This is a genomic window from Thalassococcus profundi, from assembly GCF_003344785.1.
Taxonomy (GTDB): domain Bacteria; phylum Pseudomonadota; class Alphaproteobacteria; order Rhodobacterales; family Rhodobacteraceae; genus Puniceibacterium; species Puniceibacterium profundi.
The window spans coordinates 41,873-56,087 of record NZ_QPMK01000013.1 but is presented as its reverse complement, the minus strand read 5'-3'; the positions used below and the strand labels follow the sequence as shown (position 1 = coordinate 56,087).

Genomic DNA, 14,215 nt, shown 5'->3' with positions numbered 1-14,215 from the left:
CGCTGAATGCGACGTCGCGTCAATCAAAAAGATAGCTCGATGGCTAGGTTTTTGAAAGTGGATTTGGGCCTTCTCAGGCCCGGCGCCGCAACATAGTGTGGCATCATGACCGACACCCCCCGATTCATTCACCTGCGCACTCACACCGAATATTCGCTGCTGGAGGGCGCTTTGCGCCTCAAGAAGCTGCCGGGCCTCTGTGCGGCGGCGGGCATGCCTGCGGTGGCGGTGACCGACACCAACAACCTCTTTGCGGCGCTGGAATTCTCCGTGACGGCGGCGGGCGAGGGCATCCAGCCGATCATCGGCTGCCAGGTCGACCTGCGGTACGTCGAACCGGCCCAGGGCGAACGGCCGCGCGATCCGGCGGCGCTGGTGCTGCTGGCGCAGAACGAGGCCGGTTACGAGAACCTGATGAAGCTCAACTCGTGCCTCTATCTGCGCGGCGACGGGGAACTCGCCCATGTGACGCTGGAAGAGCTGGAGCGGCACGCAGAGGGGCTGATCTGCCTCAGCGGCGGGCCGGACGGGCCGGTCGGGCGGCTTTTGCGGCAGGGCCAGCGGGGCGCGGCCGAGGCGCTGATGGTGCGGCTGCACGGGGCGTTCGGCGATCGGCTTTATATCGAGTTGCAGCGCCATCCGGGCGAGAGCGGCCTGCCGGAGGCCGAGCGCGCGACCGAGCGCGGGTTCGTCGAGATGGCCTATGCCATGGACATCCCGCTCGTGGCCACCAACGACGTCTATTTCCCGCAGGCCAAGATGTACGAGGCGCATGACGCGCTGATCTGCATCGCCGAGGGCGCTTACGTGGACCAGCAGGGCGAACGGCGGCGGCTGACCCCGCAGCATTACTTCAAGTCCCAGCAGGAGATGGTGACACTCTTTGCCGACCTGCCCGAGGCGGTGGAGAACACCGTCGAGATTGCCCGTCGATGCGCCTTCATGGCCTACCGCCGCGACCCGATCCTGCCGAAATTCGCCGATGACGAGGTCGACGAACTGCGCCGACAGGCCAAGGAAGGGCTGGCCGAACGGTTGCGGGTGATCCCGCACGCGGCCCCGGTCGAGGAGTACGAGAAACGGCTCGAATTCGAGCTCGGGATCATCGAGGGCATGGGCTTTCCGGGCTATTTCCTGATCGTGGCCGATTTCATCAAATGGGCCAAGGATCACGACATTCCGGTCGGGCCGGGGCGGGGGTCGGGCGCGGGCAGCCTCGTGGCCTATGCGCTCACCATCACCGACCTCGATCCCTTGCGCTATTCGCTGCTCTTCGAACGGTTCCTGAACCCCGAACGGGTTTCGATGCCCGACTTCGACATCGACTTCTGCATGGACCGCCGCGAAGAGGTGATCCGTTACGTGCAGGACAAGTACGGCAAGGACAAGGTCGGCCAGATCATCACCTTCGGCGCGCTTTTGTCCAAGGCCGCGGTGCGCGACATCGGGCGGGTGCTGCAGATGCCCTACGGGCAGGTCGACCGGCTGTCGAAGATGATCCCGGTCGAGGGCGTCAAACCCGTCAGCATCGAAAAGGCGCTGGCCGACGAGCCGCGCCTGCGCGAAGAGGCTCGCGCCGAAGAGGTGGTGGACCGGCTTCTGACCTACGGACAGCAGGTCGAGGGGCTGCTGCGCAACGCCTCGACCCACGCGGCGGGCGTGGTGATCGGCGACCGGCCGCTGGATGCGCTGGTGCCGCTCTACCAGGACCCGCGATCCGACATGCCCGCGACGCAGTTCAACATGAAATGGGTCGAACAGGCGGGGCTGGTGAAGTTCGACTTCCTGGGCCTCAAGACCCTGACGGTGATCCAGAACGCCGTCGATCTCATCAAGAAATCCGGCCGGCACCTGCACATCGCCGCCGACGGGACGGAGCTTTACCAGCCGCCCGACGTGGCGGTGGACGACATCGGTGCGATCCCGCTGGACGACGAGGCATCCTACAAACTCTATGCCGCGGCCAAGACCGTGGCGGTGTTCCAGGTGGAAAGCTCGGGCATGATGGATGCGCTGAAGCGCATGAAGCCCACCTGCATCGAGGATATCGTGGCGCTGGTGGCGCTGTATCGCCCCGGCCCTATGGAGAACATTCCGACCTATTGCGAGGTCAAGAACGGGCTGCGCGAGCGGGAATCCGTGCATCCGCTGATCGACCATATCCTCGAGGAAACGCAGGGCATCATCGTCTACCAGGAACAGGTGATGCAGATTGCGCAGGAGATGGCGGGCTACAGCCTCGGCGGCGCCGACCTGTTGCGCCGCGCCATGGGCAAGAAGATCAAGGAGGCAATGGACGCCGAGCGGCCGAAGTTCGAGGACGGCGCCAAGAAGAACGGCGTCGATCCCAAGAAGGCGCGCGAAGTCTTCGACCTGCTGGAGAAATTCGCCAACTACGGCTTCAACAAGTCGCATGCCGCGGCCTATGCGGTGGTGAGTTACCAGACCGCCTGGCTCAAGGCCAATCACCCGGTGGAGTTCATGGCCGGGGTGATGAACTGCGATATCCACCTGACCGACAAGCTGGCGATCTATTTCGAAGAGGTGAAGAAGGGGCTGGGCCTGCCTTGGGTGCCGCCTTGCGTGAACCGCAGCCAGCCGGCCTTCGACGTACAGGACGGGGCGTTGGTCTACGGTCTCGGGGCGCTGAAGAACGTCGGCCTCGACGCGATGCGGCTGGTGGTCGAGGGGCGGCGCGAAGGGGCTCATCCGCCCGGGCGGGCGTCTTCGCCGGGCGCGGGCGCGGAGCGGCCGTTCGCGACGCTGTTCGATTTCGCGCGGCGCGTGGACCTCAAACGCGTCGGCAAGAGGCCGCTGGAGATGCTGGCGCGGGCCGGCGCCTTCGACCAGCTCGATCCCAACCGCCGCCGGGTCTTCGACAGCCTCGACGCGCTGGTGAACTATTCCGCCGCGATCTTCGAGCAGAAGGGATCGGCGCAGGTGTCGCTTTTCGGCGAGGCCGGCGACGACCTGCCGGAACCGCGCCTGTCGCCGGTCAGCGACTGGCTGCCCGCCGAACGCCTGTCCGAGGAGTTCAAGGCCATCGGATTCTACCTCTCGGGCCATCCGCTTGACGATTACATGGCGCCGCTCAAGCGCAATGGGGTGATGACGCTGGACGAGGTCATGGCCAAGGCCGAGCGCGGCCCCTGCATCGCCAAGCTGGCGGGCGTCGTCGCCGGCCGGCAGGAGCGCAAGTCGGCGCGCGGCAACCGGTTCGCTTTCGCGCAGCTCTCCGATACCACGGGTGCCTACGAGGTGACGCTCTTTTCCGAAACGCTGGAGAAGAGCCGCGAGCACCTGGAGACCGGCGCCAAGGTGGTCGTCACGGTCGAGGCGACGATGGAGAGCGACCAGCTCAAGCTGCTGGGCCGGTCGGTGGCGCCCGTGGACGCGGCTGTGGCGGGGGCGGCGGCGCTGGGCCTGCGCATCTTCGTCGAGACGCCCGACGCGCTTCCGCACATCGCCTCCGTGCTGGGCCGTGCGGCGGAACAGTTGCCGAAGGCCGCGCGCGGCCCGGTGCACCTTTGCCTGTCGGATGCGGGGCTGCCGGGCGAGGTCGACATGGACCTGGGCCAGCAGTTCCCGGTGACGCCCGAGATCAAGGGCGCGATCAAGTCGCTGGGCGGGATCCTCGCGGTCGAGGAATTCTGATCCGGCGGGTGCGGATCAGTAATGCGGCGGGCGTTCGTCGCCCAGCACCACCGCCCCGGTCGCATCGGCCTCGCGCTGCGCCTCGCGCTGGCTCAGCATTTCGACGCGGGTCTTCAGCCGCTCGATTTCACGGTCCTGCCGCGCCACCACGTCCGACAGGTCGTCCAGCATCCGGGTGAGGTGGGCCAGGTGTTCGGTCAGGGCTGTGGTGTCGGTCATGGCTCCGGCTCCTTGGGGCTGCCCGGGACATAGGCGCTTTGGCCGGTGCGCGCAATTGCCGGATCGCCCGTGCCGGGCGATACGAGAGACCAGTCTCTCGTGCTCTCTGAGGGTTATTGTGAACCGAAGAAGGGGGGACGCTTGCCCCCGCGAGGGGGAGCGGGTATCCGGGCGGCGAATGTGCACAGAGCTGGATCGTCCCATGGCCAAGACCAAGAAACAGCCCCGCCCCAAGGCTCAGACGCCCAAGGGGTTCCGCGACTATTTCGGCGCCGAGGTGCGCGACCGCGCGCTGATGCTGGAGCGGATCGCGGCGGTCTATCATCGCTACGGGTTCGACGCGCTGGAGTCGTCGGCGGTGGAGACGGTGGAGGCGCTGGGCAAGTTCCTGCCCGATGTCGACCGGCCCAACGAGGGCGTCTTTGCCTGGGAGGACGATGCCGAGGGCTGGGTGGCGCTGCGCTACGACCTGACCGCGCCGCTGGCGCGTGTCTATGCCCAGCACCGCAACGACCTGCCGCTGCCCTACCGGCGCTATGCCATGGGGCCGGTCTGGCGCAACGAGAAGCCGGGTCCGGGGCGGTTCCGGCAGTTCTACCAGTGCGATGCGGACACCGTGGGGGCGGCGTCGGTGGCGGCGGATGCGGAGATCTGCGCGATGCTGGCGGACACGCTGGAAGAGGTGGGGATTCCGCGCGGGGATTACCTGATCCGGGTCAACAACCGGAAGGTGCTGAACGGGGTGCTGGAGGCGATGGGTGTCTCTGACGAGGCTCAGGCGGCGGATGTGCTGCGCACCATCGACAAGTTCGACAAGGTCGGCGAGGCGGGTGTGCGCGAGTTGCTGGGCAAGGGGCGGCTCGATGCGTCGGGCGCTTACATTGACGGGGTAGGGCTGAGCGACGCGCAGATTGAGCTAGCTGTTGGTTACGTTACAGCGCGACGCGAGACCGATACGAAGACGCTCGAAAGGCTCGGAGAATTGATCGGAGAATCCGATGTCGGACACGAAGGCATCGGTGAGCTTATGGAGATCTGCGACCTCTGCTTCTGTCTGGGTTATGGAGACGATCAAATAATCGTCGACCCATCGGTGGTGCGCGGGCTTGGGTACTACACCGGGCCGGTGTTCGAGGCGGAGCTGACCTTCGACATCCTCGACGAGAAGGGCCGCAAGCGGCAGTTCGGCTCGGTCGCGGGCGGCGGGCGCTATGACGACCTGGTCAAGCGCTTCACCGGGCAGGAAGTGCCGGCCACCGGCGTCAGCATCGGGGTCGACCGGCTGCTGGCGGCCCTGCGCGAAAAGGGCCGCGTCGGTGGCGAGGCGCCGGGGCCGGTGGTCGTCACCGTGATGGACCGCGCCCGCATGGCCGACTACCAGCAGATGGTGGCGGAGCTGCGCGGCGCCGGTATCCGGGCCGAGGTCTACCTGGGCAATCCGAAGAACTTCGGCAACCAGCTCAAGTACGCGGACAAGCGCGGCAGCCCGGTGGCGGTGATCGCCGGGGCCGAGGAGTTCGACGCCGGAAAGGTCCAGATCAAGGACCTGGTCCTGGGCGCGCAGATCGCCGAGAACGCGACGCTCGAGGAATGGAAGGACCGGCCGAGCCAGGTCGAGGTGCCGCGTGCCGACCTCGTGGCCCGCGTGCGCGAGATGCTGGGACAGTGACCGGGATCGCCACGATACGGGCCGAAGCGGCGCGCCTGCGCGCACGCTTCGAGGCGGCGGGGGCGCAACCGGTGGACTGCGCCATCCTGCAGCCCGCCGAAACCCTGCTCGACCTCTACGGCGAGGATATCCGCGCGCGCGCCTACGTGACGCAGGACCCGAGCCGCGGCGAGCAGATGCTGCGGCCGGATTTCACCGTGCCGGTGGTGCAGATGCACATGGCCGAGGGGGCGGAGCCTGCGCGCTATACCTATGCGGGCGAGGTGTTCCGGCGCCAGGAGGATCACCCCGAGCGCGCGTCGGAATACCTGCAGGTGGGGTTCGAGGTCTTCGACCGCGCCGACCCGCAAGCGGCGGATGCCGAGGTCTTCGCGCTGTTCGAGCAGGTGCTGAAACCGCATGGTCTGCGCGCGGCGACGGGCGATATCGGCATTCTTACCGCGGCGGTGCAGGGGCTGAAGACCTCCGAACGCCGGCGCGCGGCTCTGATGCGGCACATCTGGCGGCCGCGGCGGTTTCGTCAGCTGGTCGACCGCTTTGCCGGGCGCAGCCCGGTGCCGGCGACCCGCGCCGCCTTGCTGGAGGCCGCCGACCCCCTGGCCGGGGCGGCGCCGATGATCGGCCGGCGCAGCGCGGAGGAAATCGGCGAGCGGATCGCGGCGCTGCGCGAGGATGCCGCGGAGCCGCCGCTGGCCGAGGGGCAGGTGGCGCTCATCGACGCGGTGCTGGCGGTGCGCGAGACCTGCGCCTTTGCGCTGGATCACCTGCGCGACATCGCCGTCGACCTGCCTGCGATCCACGATGCGGTGGAACGGTTCGCGCTGCGCTGCGAGGCGCTCTACCAGCGCGGTGTCGACATTCACGCGCTGGATTTCGAAGCCTCTTACGGGCGCACTTCGATGGAATACTACGACGGCTTCGTCTTCGGCTTTTACGCCGCGACGCAGCCTGACCTGCCGCCCGTGGCCACCGGCGGGCGTTACGATGCGTTGACCCGTCAACTGGGGCAGGGGGCGAGCATTCCGGCGGTGGGCGGGGTGATCCGGCCCGACATCCTCTTGCGCCTGACCGAAAGGACCGCGGCATGAGCGTGAAGCTGGGGGTGCCGTCCAAGGGGCGGCTGATGGAAAAGACCTTCGACTGGTTCGCGGACCGCGGCCTGATCCTGTCGCGCACCGGGTCGGAGCGGGAATATGCCGGGGCGGTCGAGGGGATCGAGGGCATCGACCTCGTGCTGCTTTCGGCCGGGGAGATACCGCGCGAACTGGCGTCGGGGCGCATCCACCTCGGTGTCACGGGCACCGACCTCGTGCAGGAGACGCTGGTGCAATGGGACCAGAAGGTCGAACCGCTGGCGGAGCTGGGCTTCGGCTTTGCCGATCTGGTGGTGGCGGTGCCGGGGGCCTGGGTCGACGTGGACACCCTCGACGATCTCGACGCGGCGGCGGCGGCGTTCCGGGCCCGGCACGGCGTCCGGCTGCGCATCGCCACCAAGTATCACCGGCTGGTGCGGGAATACCTGCGCCGGGGCGGGGTCGCCGACTACCGGCTGGTCGACAGCCAGGGCGCGACCGAGGGCACGGTCAAGAACCTGACGGCGGAGGCCATTGCGGATATCACCTCGACCGGCGAGACGTTGCGGGCCAACCACCTCAAGATCCTCTCCGAGGAACCGGTGCTGCGCAGCCAGGCGACGCTTTACCGCAGCCGCCGCGCCGTGCGGGAGCCCGAACACCAGGCGGTGCTGAGCGCGCTCTACGACCGGCTTGGTTTCGAGGTGCGCAACCGCGTGACGGTCTGAGGCCTGGGCGGCGGAAAACCCGTCAGACCCGCCCGGCGCTTTTGGAGAGGACCATGATCCCGTCCGCGATGCCATGATCCGGTCCTGGCAGGCCGCCTGTGGCCGGACGGCTGAAGGGAACGGTCCGATCCGGTTTCCGGGAGCCCGGCCTGCGCCGCTTCGGCGATGCCGGGTTCGAACCGCACCGGACCGCTTGGGTGAGGCCGCCGGAAACCCCGAGGTTTCCGGCCCGTTTTCCGCGAGGAAAAAGGGAGTTCCGGCCGCGGCACAGTTTGCGGGGAGCATCAGACCGCTTGCGAAAGGTGCTCGGATACGCGAACGGCTTCAATCCGGTTTTTCTGCGGCAGAGGTTCGTCACCTCCGCGATGCCGGATTCGGATCGTGACGGTGCATCTGTCTGGACGGTCCGGAAACCTTGAGGTTTCCGGTTCGTTTTCCGCGAGGAAAACGGCGCCGGGCCGGATATGGCGCGGCTTTGGTTGCATTGTGGGACGCAACGGCGCTAACTCTCCCCCAAACAAGACACCAACCGGGAGAGACTTATGATCAAGACCACTACCAGCGCCGCCGCCCTGACCCTGCTGGCCGGACAGGCCTTTGCCGCCTGCGACAGCGTGACCTTCTCGGATGTCGGCTGGACCGACATCACCGCCACCACCGCCGCCACGACCGTGGTGCTCGAGGCGCTGGGCTACGAGACCGACACCAAGGTGCTGTCGGTGCCCGTGACCTACACGTCGATGGCCAATGGCGACATCGACGTCTTCCTTGGCAACTGGATGCCGACGATGGAGGCCGACATCGCCCCCTACCGCGAGGCGGGCACTGTCGATACCGTGCGCGCCAATCTCGAAGGCGCCAAGTACACGCTGGCCACCAATGCCGCCGGAGCGGCGCTGGGGATCGACGATTTCTCCAAGATCGCCGAGAACGCCGACGCGCTCGAGGGCAACATCTACGGCATCGAGCCCGGCAACGACGGCAACCGCCTGATCCTCAGCATGATCGAGGAAGACGCCTTTGGCCTGTCCGAGTTCGATGTGCGCGAAAGCTCCGAACAGGGGATGCTGGCGCAGGTGGGCCGGGCCAGCAGCCGCGACGAGCCGATCGTCTTCCTGGCCTGGGAGCCGCATCCGATGAATGCCAATTACGACCTCACCTACCTCACAGGCGGGGACGACTACTTCGGCCCGGACCTGGGCGGGGCCACGGTCTATACCAACACCCGCGCGGGCTATGTCGAGGAATGCCCGAACGTCGGCGCGCTTTTGCAGAATCTCGAGTTCACCCTGGCGATGGAAAACGAGATCATGGGTGCGATCCTCGACGACGGCGAGGATCCGCAGGATGCCGCGCGCGCCTGGATGGCCGCCAATCCGGACGTGGTCAGCGGATGGCTCGACGGTGTCACCACCGTGGACGGCGGCGATTCCGAGGCGGCGGTGATGGACGCGCTCAAGATGTGAGCATCGCTGGCCCGCCGGAAGGGTTCGGCGGGCCGGTCGCGACATCCGCAGAGATGGCACGCATCTACATTCCAGCGCAGGGCGTCGCAGACTGGCAAGCGCTGCTGGCCGATCCGGTTCGCCAGTGGCGCGCCGGCTATTCGGCGATGGCGGCGGCGCAAAGCTGGCAAGCCGCGGCGGGTCTGCCGCCCGAGATCGATGCGCTGCTGGGCGGCGAGACAGAGCTGCAACTGGCGATCCCCGAACACAAGGTGCCGCTTCCGGGCCGCGGCGCCGACAGCCAGTGCGACGTCTTTGCCCTGGTACAGGCGGGCGCGCAGGGCGTCGCGCTGGCGATCGAGGCGAAGGTCGATGAACCCTTCGGCCCGACGGTGGCGGAGTGGCTTCGTCCCCGCTCGGATAACAAGCAGTTTCGGTTGAGCGCGATCTGCGACCTGCTGGGCTTGGACGGCCCGCCGCCGGAGGTGCTGCGCTACCAACTGCTGCACCGTACTGCCGCGGCGGTTCTCGAAGCGCAGAGGTTCCGCCGGCCGGTCGCGGCCATGGTGGTGCAGTCCTTCTCGCCCGGCGCCCGCTGGCTGGAGGATTTCGAGGCCTTCGCGCGGGCGCTGGACATGGACGCCGGATACGGCCGGCTCGGGCGCAAGCGCCTGCCCTGCGGCACCGAACTCTGGATCGGCTGGGCGCAGGGTGCGCCCGACTTCCTCGCCGATCCGACACAGACAGGAGAGACCCCCGCATGGACTGGCTGACCGACCGCAAGATACCCGTGGGAGACTGGGCCGAGGCGGTCTTTGGCTGGCTGCAGACCAACGGCGGCTGGTTCTTCGACGGGCTGGCCATCGGGATGGAGGCGCTGATCGACGCGGTGCTCTGGGTGCTGCAGGCGCCGCCGGCGCTTTTGGTGATCGCGGTCTTCGTGGCGCTGACCTGGTGGATCCACCGCGGCTGGAAATTGCCGCTCTTCGTGGGGCTCGGGTTTCTCTTCATCGTCAACCAGGGCTACTGGGAAGAGACCACGGAAAGCCTGACGCTGGTGCTCTCGGCCTGCGTGGTCTGCATGGGGATCGGCGTGCCCATCGGCATCGCCGCGGCCCACCGTCCACGCCTTTACGCGTGGTTGCGGCCGGTGCTGGACCTGATGCAGACGCTTCCCACCTTCGTCTATCTTATCCCGGCGATCGTGTTTTTCGGCATCGGCATGGTGCCGGGCCTCATCGCCACGGTGATCTTCGTTGTGCCGGCGCCGATCCGGCTGACGCACCTGGGAATTTCCAACACTCCGACCGCGCTTCTGGAGGCGGCGGAGGCCTTCGGGGCCAAGCCCAGCCAAACGCTTTGGAAGATCGAGCTGCCCTACGCGCTGCCGCAGATCATGGCCGGGCTCAACCAGACGATCATGCTGTCGCTGTCGATGGTGGTGATCGCGGCGCTGGTGGGCGCGGATGGGCTGGGTGTGCCGGTGGTGCGGGCGCTCAACCGCGTCGACACCGGGCTGGGGTTCGAATCCGGGTTCGTGATCGTGGTGGTGGCGATCATGCTCGACCGGATGCTCCGGGTGGGGGACAAGCGATGAAGGCCGTGGAATTCGAAAAGGTCTGCATCATGTTCGGCGCCGACCCGGACCGGGCGCTGCCGCTTGCGGACAAGGGCAAGACGCGGTCCGAGATCCAGGCCGAGACCGACCAGGTGCTGGGCGTGCACAACTGCACGCTCGACGTGGACGAGGGCGAGATCCTGGTGCTGATGGGTCTTTCGGGATCGGGCAAGTCGACGCTCTTGCGGGCGGTGAACGGGCTCAACCCGGTGGCGCGGGGTGCTGTCCGGGTCAACGACGGCGGGCAGATGGTCGACGTCACCAAGTGCAAGCCCGCCGACCTGCGCCGCATCCGCCAGACCCGCGTCGCCATGGTGTTCCAGCAGTTCGGGCTGCTGCCCTGGCGGACGGTGAGCGAAAACGTCGGCTTCGGGCTGGAACTGGCCGGGATGCCCGAGGCCGATCGTGCCGAAAAAGTGGCGCGGCAGCTGGAGCTGGTGGGGCTTGCCGAACGTGCCGAGGCCAAGGTGGCGGAGCTTTCGGGCGGCATGCAGCAGCGCGTGGGGCTGGCCCGCGCTTTCGCCACCGAAGCGCCGATCCTGCTGATGGATGAGCCGTTCTCGGCGCTCGATCCGCTGATCCGGACGCGGCTGCAGGACGAGTTGCTGGAGCTGCAGCGGGACCTCAGGCGCACCATCGTCTTCGTCAGCCACGACCTTGACGAGGCGTTCAAGCTGGGCGGGCGCATCGCCATCATGGAGGGCGGGCGGATCGTGCAGATCGGCACCCCGCGCGAGATCTTCTCGGACCCGGCATCGGACTACGTGGCCGAGTTCGTGGCGAACATGAACCCGCTCGGCGTGCTGACCGCCCGCGACGTGATGACCGACGCGGCCGCGGACGGGCTGGCGCGGGTCAATGCCGAACTGCCGGTCCGCGAGGTCATGGCCCGCCTGCGCGGCACCGAGGCGCTGGCGGTCGAGCAGTTGGGCAAGGTGATCGGGCGGGTGAGCGCCGCGTCTATCGTGGCGCGGCTTTCGGCCTGACCGGCGATCCTTGCGCATCTGCCGTGTGGGAGGGGGCTCTGCCCCCGTCGCCGCGAGCGGCGACTCCCCCGAGGGTTATTTGGAACCAGAGAAGAAGCTGGGGCGGGCTGCGGTCGGGCGCCGTTCGGCATGAAGACCTGGCGCGCGGCGTTCGATGGCTTGGGCGGGCCGCTCATGTTTCCTGTGACTACGCCGGTCCGCCCGGCGCGGTTCGTGGACCGGAGCCGCAAGGAGACGGGCCCGCTGCGACTCCGGTCGGATCGGGAATACCCGCGTTATTCCGCCGCGATCTTGTCCTGGGTGCGGGTGTCGAAATCCGCGGCGTCGTGGCGTTCGTGTAGCTGGGTTTCAGGCGCGCCGAAGGTGCGGTTGACCATGCGTCCCCGCTGCACGGCGGGACGGGCGTCGATCTCCTTGGCCCAACGCATCACGTGGGTATAGCTGTCCACGTCGAGGAAGTCCGCGGCATTGTAAAGACGGCCCAGCACCAGCTGGCCGTACCAGGACCAGACCGCCATGTCGGCGATGGTGTAGTCGTCGCCCACGAGGTACCGTGTTTCGGCCAGGCGCTTGTCCAGCACGTCGAGCTGGCGCTTGGCCTCCATGGTGAAGCGGTTGATCGGGTATTCCATCGGCTCGGGCGCGTAGGCGTAGAAATGGCCGAAGCCGCCGCCGAGATAGGGCGCGCTGCCCATCTGCCAGAAGAGCCAGGACAGCATCTCGGGCCGGTCCTCGGGGGCGCCGAGGAAGGCGCCGAATTTTTCGGCCAGGTGCAGCAGGATGGCGCCGGATTCGAAGATGCGCATAGGTGTCTCGCCGCTGCGGTCCAGCAGCGCGGGGATCTTGGAATTCGGGTTCACCTCGACGAAGCCAGACCCGAACTGGTCGCCGTCGCCGATGCGGATGAGCCAGGCGTCGTATTCGGCGCCCTTGTGGCCGGCGGCCAGCAACTCCTCGAACAGCACGGTGACCTTGACGCCGTTGGGCGTGGCCATGGAATAAAGCTGGAACGGATGTTTGCCTTCGGGCAGCGCCTTGTCGTGGGTGGGGCCCGAGACCGGTCGGTTGATGCTGGCGAACTTGCCGCCGGACTCGGCATCGTGTGTCCAGACTTTGGGCGGTTCATAGGCTTTGGTCATGGCGTCGGCTCCTTCGGTTGTGCGGTTGTGTCGGTTCGGCGGAGATGTAAGCGCTTTGCGGAAAATAGCCATCCCCTGCCGCGCGCCGGGGCGATGACTCAGATGTGAACGGCCCTTGCGCCCGAGGCCTCGCGCCCCGATTGCCAAGGTCCGTGCCCTGTGCGAATGCTGTTCGATAACAACATCATAACCCGAGGTCATCATGAGCAGTTTTTCCATCGCCGCAGGTGCGGCAGCCGTCACCGTGTGCCTGGCCGGGGCCGCGACGGCGCAATCGTCTTACGGCACCGCGCTGACGCTGGGCGTCAACAACTACAACGCCGACGGGCTGGACGCGACCGGCACCACCCTGCAGAGCGAAACCGACCTGTCCTTCGGCAACGTCACGCTGGACATCGACCTGGGGTGGGACCGCGCCAGCGACGACGGCATCGACGTGTCGAACCTCAGCACCGAGATCCTGCCGAAATACTGGTTCTCGCAAAGCGCCGGGGCGGGTGTGTATTTCTCACGCGACTCGCTCGACCTCGATGTCGGTGACGTCGTGAACCTCGACAGTTACGGGATCGAAGGCACCTATCGCAGCGCCGGCTTCGAAGGTTCGGCCTTTGTGGGCAGGACCGATGCGGACGAGTTGGCGGGCGACCTCGACATCCGCGACATCGGCCTGCGTGCCCGGTTCGATGCCTCGCCGCAACTGAGCCTGTTCGGCAGCGGCGTGCGGTCGAATTTCGAAGCCGGCGGCGACGACGTCAATGCCTACAGCCTGGGCCTTGGCGCGCATTACGATTTCGGCAACGGCTTCGCGATGTTCGGCGGCTACCAGTCGACCTCGATCGACGATGTGGATGCCGAGGTCGGCACTGCGTCGGTGGGCGTCAATTATGCGCTGAATGCGGGCGGAACGCCGGTGATCCTGAGCGGCGAATACGCCCGCGCCCGGTTCGACGCCGCGGGCTTCGACGAAAGCGCGGACCGCCTGAGCCTGAGCGCCACGGTGCTGTTCGGCGATGCACGCGAGAAGCGCGTTCCGGGCAATGCTGTGACCAGCCCGCTGCTCAAGAGCGACCGCAACGCGGTGTCGGGCCTGATTTCCGGCATCGGTTTCTGATCGAGGATCGGATGAGCCGATGACAGCGCGCCGATGCGGGTCGGCGCGCTTATGCGTGGTGAGTCCGGAACGGATCAGAGCACGCCGATGTCGGCCAGCGCGCCGGCCAGTTCCGGGGGTAGGGCATCGTCCTGCGCGCGTTTCGCCGAGAGGTCGGCGGGCGCGTCGGCGGGCGCCAGGTAACGCCAGCCCTGGAACGGGCGCTTGGTCGCGGGATTGGTGCGGATCAGGTTGGGGTCGAGCACGAAGGCGCAGCGGCGGATGCCGTCGGAGCCTGTGACCTCGTCCAGCCGCAGGATGCGCTGACGGCACAGGATCACCCCCTTGATCACCCAGTAGAGGCTGCCGCCGCCCAGAATCTCTGCCTCGCGCTTGGGCCACATCCGCGTCACGTGCCGGGGCAGGCCGTCGGCGCCGCGTGCGCGGGCAGAGGCCTGCCAGGCGGCCAGGTCCTCGACCGCCTCCGTGCCGACGCTGAGTTTCAGGATATGCGTGAAATTATCCACAGATTCTTCCCCAAGCTGCGCATATATTGTAGACTGGATGTTCAAGCCTTCAAGCAGTTGTGCATTT

General features: G+C 67.2%; 12 protein-coding genes. 9 read left to right on the top strand and 3 right to left on the bottom strand.

What is annotated here, in order from left to right:
* Positions 1-105: 105 nt before the first annotated feature.
* Positions 106-3,654, top strand: a complete 3,549-nt coding sequence (gene dnaE, locus DU478_RS15470) for a DNA polymerase III subunit alpha (RefSeq protein ID WP_114511875.1) — start codon at positions 106-108, stop codon at positions 3,652-3,654.
* A 15-nt stretch (positions 3,655-3,669) separates the two neighbouring features.
* On the opposite strand, the gene DU478_RS15465 is transcribed toward dnaE, so the two are convergent.
* Positions 3,670-3,873, bottom strand: coding sequence for a SlyX family protein (locus tag DU478_RS15465; protein ID WP_114511874.1), 204 nt, complete (start codon positions 3,871-3,873; stop codon positions 3,670-3,672).
* A 202-nt stretch (positions 3,874-4,075) separates the two neighbouring features.
* Between DU478_RS15465 and hisS the strand changes: the two genes are divergently transcribed.
* From hisS to choV, 7 genes are all read left to right on the top strand, one after another.
* Positions 4,076-5,542: a histidine--tRNA ligase gene (hisS, locus tag DU478_RS15460; protein ID WP_114511873.1), complete on the top strand. Its 1,467-nt coding sequence runs from the start codon at positions 4,076-4,078 to the stop codon at positions 5,540-5,542.
* Positions 5,539-6,630 (top strand): ATP phosphoribosyltransferase regulatory subunit, encoded by a 1,092-nt coding sequence (locus DU478_RS15455; protein ID WP_233501344.1) that lies wholly within the window; start codon positions 5,539-5,541, stop codon positions 6,628-6,630. Before hisS ends, DU478_RS15455 begins: the two co-directional genes overlap by 4 nt.
* A complete protein-coding gene (gene hisG, locus DU478_RS15450; RefSeq protein ID WP_114511871.1) occupies positions 6,627-7,343 on the top strand; it encodes an ATP phosphoribosyltransferase in 717 nt (238 codons plus the stop codon). Before DU478_RS15455 ends, hisG begins: the two co-directional genes overlap by 4 nt.
* Before the next feature lie 542 nt (positions 7,344-7,885).
* The gene (choX, locus tag DU478_RS15445) at positions 7,886-8,809 is read left to right on the top strand and encodes a choline ABC transporter substrate-binding protein (RefSeq protein WP_114511870.1); all 924 of its coding nucleotides are present in this window, start codon (positions 7,886-7,888) and stop codon (positions 8,807-8,809) included.
* On the top strand, positions 8,806-9,561 hold the full coding sequence (locus tag DU478_RS15440) for a DUF6946 family protein (protein WP_233501340.1): 756 nt from the start codon (positions 8,806-8,808) through the stop codon (positions 9,559-9,561). The genes choX and DU478_RS15440 overlap by 4 nt, the downstream gene beginning before the upstream one ends.
* A complete protein-coding gene (gene choW, locus DU478_RS15435) occupies positions 9,549-10,385 on the top strand; it encodes a choline ABC transporter permease subunit (protein WP_114511869.1) in 837 nt (278 codons plus the stop codon). Before DU478_RS15440 ends, choW begins: the two co-directional genes overlap by 13 nt.
* A complete protein-coding gene (gene choV, locus DU478_RS15430; RefSeq protein WP_114511868.1) occupies positions 10,382-11,392 on the top strand; it encodes a choline ABC transporter ATP-binding protein in 1,011 nt (336 codons plus the stop codon). Before choW ends, choV begins: the two co-directional genes overlap by 4 nt.
* 275 nt (positions 11,393-11,667) lie before the next feature.
* Here choV and yghU read toward each other — a convergent pair whose 3' ends face one another.
* Positions 11,668-12,531: a glutathione-dependent disulfide-bond oxidoreductase gene (gene yghU, locus DU478_RS15425; protein ID WP_114511867.1), complete on the bottom strand. Its 864-nt coding sequence runs from the start codon at positions 12,529-12,531 to the stop codon at positions 11,668-11,670.
* Between the two features lie 202 nt (positions 12,532-12,733).
* Here yghU and DU478_RS15420 point away from each other — a divergent pair, with 202 nt between their 5' ends.
* On the top strand, positions 12,734-13,642 hold the full coding sequence (locus DU478_RS15420) for a porin family protein (protein ID WP_114511866.1): 909 nt from the start codon (positions 12,734-12,736) through the stop codon (positions 13,640-13,642).
* A gap of 74 nt (positions 13,643-13,716) precedes the next feature.
* Here DU478_RS15420 and DU478_RS15415 read toward each other — a convergent pair whose 3' ends face one another.
* Positions 13,717-14,148: a DUF1489 family protein gene (locus DU478_RS15415; protein ID WP_114511865.1), complete on the bottom strand. Its 432-nt coding sequence runs from the start codon at positions 14,146-14,148 to the stop codon at positions 13,717-13,719.
* Positions 14,149-14,215 lie beyond the last annotated feature (67 nt).